This is a genomic window from Nocardia sp. NPDC051052 (genome assembly GCF_044456045.1).
Taxonomy (GTDB): Bacteria; Actinomycetota; Actinomycetes; order Mycobacteriales; family Mycobacteriaceae; genus Nocardia.
Genome location: NZ_JBITFL010000041.1, coordinates 1 through 3,672 on the forward strand (window position 1 = coordinate 1; position 3,672 = coordinate 3,672).

Sequence of the window (3,672 nt, forward strand, 5' to 3'; positions counted from 1 at the left end):
ACCTGCCCTACGACGAACACATCGCCTGGGCACACCGCGACACAACCGCAATCCGCGAAGCCGCTTGACAAGTTAGGGACCTGGGATGTCTACAGAATCCGCACGTGTAGGGTCCCGGAAGTTGTGGCCACTTCCGCCGTGCGGACCTGCTAGTGCTCAAGTTGTCTCGAACCGTGGCCATCGATGACAGTCTCAATTCTCAGGCCATTCCTTGCGGATCGGTGTTGGCGTGACATTCGCAGGGCCGTGACAATTTAACCGTCCGCTTCTGTCGTATGTCACGCGTTCGGCGGTGGGAGATCGCCTGGGCAGGGCACCGGGTGTCAGGGCAAGCGCGCACCATGCTGAGCGCCGATGGCTCGGGTAATGGCTAGGAAGAGACTGAGGTTCGCGACCCGCGAGGCTGAGGCGGTGGTCCACTTCAGCCGCTTGCCGCGTTTCCGGATAGCCAGGGAACCGTTGGTGAATGTCATCTCTTCGAGGTCAGGCCAGGCCAGGAAGTTGCGTGCGGAATATATGCCGTTGACGTCTACGGACAGTATGCCGCAGCTGATTTTCTGGCCTTCCTGCAAGGCATGCTCGGCGAGCGGGATCTGTGCTGCTGTGACTAGTGGGTCGACCGTGGCAGCGAAACGTTCCAGACCGTTGAAAAAGCTAGCTTTGCTGCCGTGGTGTCCTTCCCGCGAGATGTGGAACTTGCGGCCGTCGTGGAGTGTGAACCAGAAGCTGTGCGTGGTTCGAGTGAGTCCGTTGGGCGTGGCCTCGTGTCGAGATGATTGAGTGAAGTCCGCGATATCGGCCCAGTAGAACTGATCCAGCCGTTCGGTTTCCCAGCCGTCGGCGCTGCGCTTGTTCTTGCGGCGATGCTGCCAGATCACACCGTTGTGGTAGACGAACACCCCGGCGCGGTCATCGTTGCTCACTTTGTGCTCTGCCCGGATCATAGCTGCGACGATCCCGGAGCCGGTGGGGCTAAAAGATTCGGGGAATGCGGCAATCAGTTGCCCCAGGTTGGCCGCATGGACAGCCTGCGCAACCTCGGCAGGGATGCTGGTGATGTCGCTCATATTTTCCCCCGTGCAGCGAAACGACCCGCACTGTAACACGATTGGTCTACCGCCCGGCATCCACTAGACGTCGTCGTTCACCTCTCCGAGTCGAACTCGTCGACATAAGAATCGAGCTGTGGCGGACCAGACCAGCCTTCGAGCGCGCAACCAGTTGGCCGCCACCCAGTCAGACGGCGCGACGTCTCAACATCGTGGCCAACCGGCCAAGCCATGGCCAAACATTTTGAGATTTGGCCGCGACTTCTTCTGGTAGTTCGCGACTGTCTCAGCGCGAACATCTGCGTGTCGCTCTCTGACCTTTCGTGTAGGACTGTTCTCCGCTGAGGTTTGCAGAGGAGGGCGGTTGTTCCTGTCGTTCGTGGACCCGATGTTGGTGCGCGGTCACCTTTCCGGGTGTTCGGTTGGCGCCGAGGACGTCGTCCAGCTCCTCAAGTTCCGCGCGATCCCTACCGGTATGCCGGTGTTCGTGGACGAGGTCACGATGGAGCCGATCGCGCCGCTGTGCTCGTGGTTTCGGCACCTCGCGTACGCGAACAAGGACCCCAAGACATTGCGCGAATACGCCTACATCACACGAAGGTTCGTACACTTCCTCGAATCCCGAGGACACGGACTCGCCACGGCCACCGAGTCCGACCTCGTCGCCTATTGGGCCTGGCGAACTGAGCTGCAGCAGCTCGGCGAGCTCGACGGCATCCTCTACCGCAAGATGAATTCGGGGCACCCGCCAACCATGCCCCACCCGGTAATCGGGAAGAGCAGTGAGGTGAGCGTGACCGATTCACTCGGCAGATCCCGCAGCGGCCTATTCACAGGAACAGCCTGGCACTACGCCCGCTATCGACCGGGCTATCCCCGAATGTTCTTCGACGACCTCGTCCAGCGGTTCCACCTCGACGGCACCGGGCGCCTACTCGACTTGGGCTGCGGCACCGGCCAATTGACACTCCCTCTGGCTGAGCATGTCGTCGAAGCCGTCGGCATGGACCCTGAGCCCGAAATGGTCGTCGAAGCCGCCCGACAAGCCCAGGCGGCGCAGATCACCAATGCGACTTGGGTCCACGGCAATTCGGCGGGCCTCCCAGGCGAGCTCGGTCGTTTCAGGCTGGTGACCATGGGGCGCTCGTTCCACTGGATGGACCTACTGTCCGCCAGTCCCGCGCCACCACTGGACGACGCGGGAGAGGCGTTTTACTCGCGGCTAATCGCGCCACTGCCGAATGCCGGCCAGGGACAGAATGTGCAGGGTGAAAGCAAACGGGACTCCGAACGCCGGGATCAGGGCGAGGGGCAACGTGCCCATCGAATCGGGATGTGCCAGCAGGCCCAGTATGACCGCGTTGATCAGATCGACCATACCGAAAGCGGTCCACACCAGGAAGATCCCGCGACGACCGGTGCCCACCACATAGGCAGCGACCAGCGGTGCGGTCAGTCCGACGATGATGTCGCCGAGGCCGGCCGATAGGGCGAAGGCTCGGGGCAGGTCTCCGGACATGCCGAGCGCCAGCAAGGTGAACCCGATGATGCGCCACATCTGCAATTGGGTGAGCATCCGAAGATCCAGACTCTGGGCCCATTCGCGGAACCGCGACGAGCGCAGCGTGAGCACGAGAGCGGCGAGAACCGGTGCGGCGGTAGCGATTCCAAGTGCGATCGGCGGGGCGTCCGGCGCTCCGATGAAGGCGCCGGCCGCGGCGAGCGTGATGATCAGAGCCAACCACACCGCGCTGAGCGGCAACGGTACGGAAATGGAACGAGTACGGTCGAGGGTGGTTGCGGTCACGAGGACTCCTCAGTTGCTTTAATTATTGAAGTCACTCTAGGCGTGGTAACTTCAATATTGCAAGTGTCTCTAGGAGGTGTGATGCCCGCTGCTAGGCAACGACGATCGGAGTGTGCGATCGCCGGCGCACTGGACATATTCGGCGACCGCTGGTCCCTCCTGATCGTGCGAGACCTGTTTCTGCGCGGCGAATTACGCTACGGCGACTTCATGATCGGCGGTGAAACCATCCCCACCAACACCCTCGCCACGCGCCTGCGAGATCTCGAAACAGCCGGCGTCCTCACCCGCACCCAATACCAGGACAACCCGCCTCGCCACCGCTACCGCCTCACTCTCAAAGGCCGTGACCTGGGCCCCGTCCTCGACGCAGTCGCGAACTGGGGCCTAGGGTACGTCCCCGAAACTTCGCGCCTGCAAGCCTGACGACAGGCATACGCCACCGGTGCGGTCGTCATCCAGTACGGCGTCTGTCCCTGCGTCGCTGCCACCTCGAAGCTGGTCCTCGCACCTCTCATCGGCTTACAGGGCAGGCGGACCACTGCGCCTCGAGCTGATCGTCCGAAGGTATGCCGACGAACGGTCAGGGCAGTCGGCGGAGGTTGCTTCGATCACCGCACCGGCCGAGCATGCCGATCTGCCAGCGAAGAGTGCGGAATCTCAGAACCATGGCGGATCCGCCACGTCACCGCCAAAAATTCTGAGATTCCGTCACGAGTTTTGAGACCCTAATGGGTGTAGATCAGCGAACCGCACGCGGATAGCTTCCAGTTTCGGGATGCTGGTCTCTGAGCCGCCGGCCGGTGAGCACTGTGA

Annotated in this window: 3 protein-coding genes; 2 read left to right on the forward strand and 1 reads right to left on the reverse strand. The window is 62.0% G+C overall.

Annotation, left to right across the window (positions count from 1 at the left end):
* Positions 1-323: 323 nt before the first annotated feature.
* A complete protein-coding gene (locus tag ACIBCN_RS44435; RefSeq protein WP_396998910.1) occupies positions 324-1,067 on the reverse strand; it encodes a DUF6585 family protein in 744 nt (247 codons plus the stop codon).
* 346 nt (positions 1,068-1,413) lie between these two features.
* Here ACIBCN_RS44435 and ACIBCN_RS44440 point away from each other — a divergent pair, with 346 nt between their 5' ends.
* The gene (locus tag ACIBCN_RS44440; protein ID WP_396998911.1) at positions 1,414-2,538 is read left to right on the forward strand and encodes a methyltransferase domain-containing protein; all 1,125 of its coding nucleotides are present in this window, start codon (positions 1,414-1,416) and stop codon (positions 2,536-2,538) included.
* A 399-nt stretch (positions 2,539-2,937) separates the two neighbouring features.
* Positions 2,938-3,282: a winged helix-turn-helix transcriptional regulator gene (locus ACIBCN_RS44445; RefSeq protein WP_396998913.1), complete on the forward strand. Its 345-nt coding sequence runs from the start codon at positions 2,938-2,940 to the stop codon at positions 3,280-3,282.
* The last annotated feature ends 390 nt before the right edge of the window (positions 3,283-3,672 follow it).

Bases quoted from the DNA above. Each gene is read 5' to 3' on its own strand.
- ACIBCN_RS44435 (WP_396998910.1), bottom strand. From the start codon at position 1,067: ATGAGCGACATCACCAGCATCCCTGCCGAGGTTGCGCAGGCTGTCCAT.
- ACIBCN_RS44445 (WP_396998913.1), top strand. From the start codon at position 2,938: ATGCCCGCTGCTAGGCAACGACGATCGGAGTGTGCGATCGCCGGCGCA.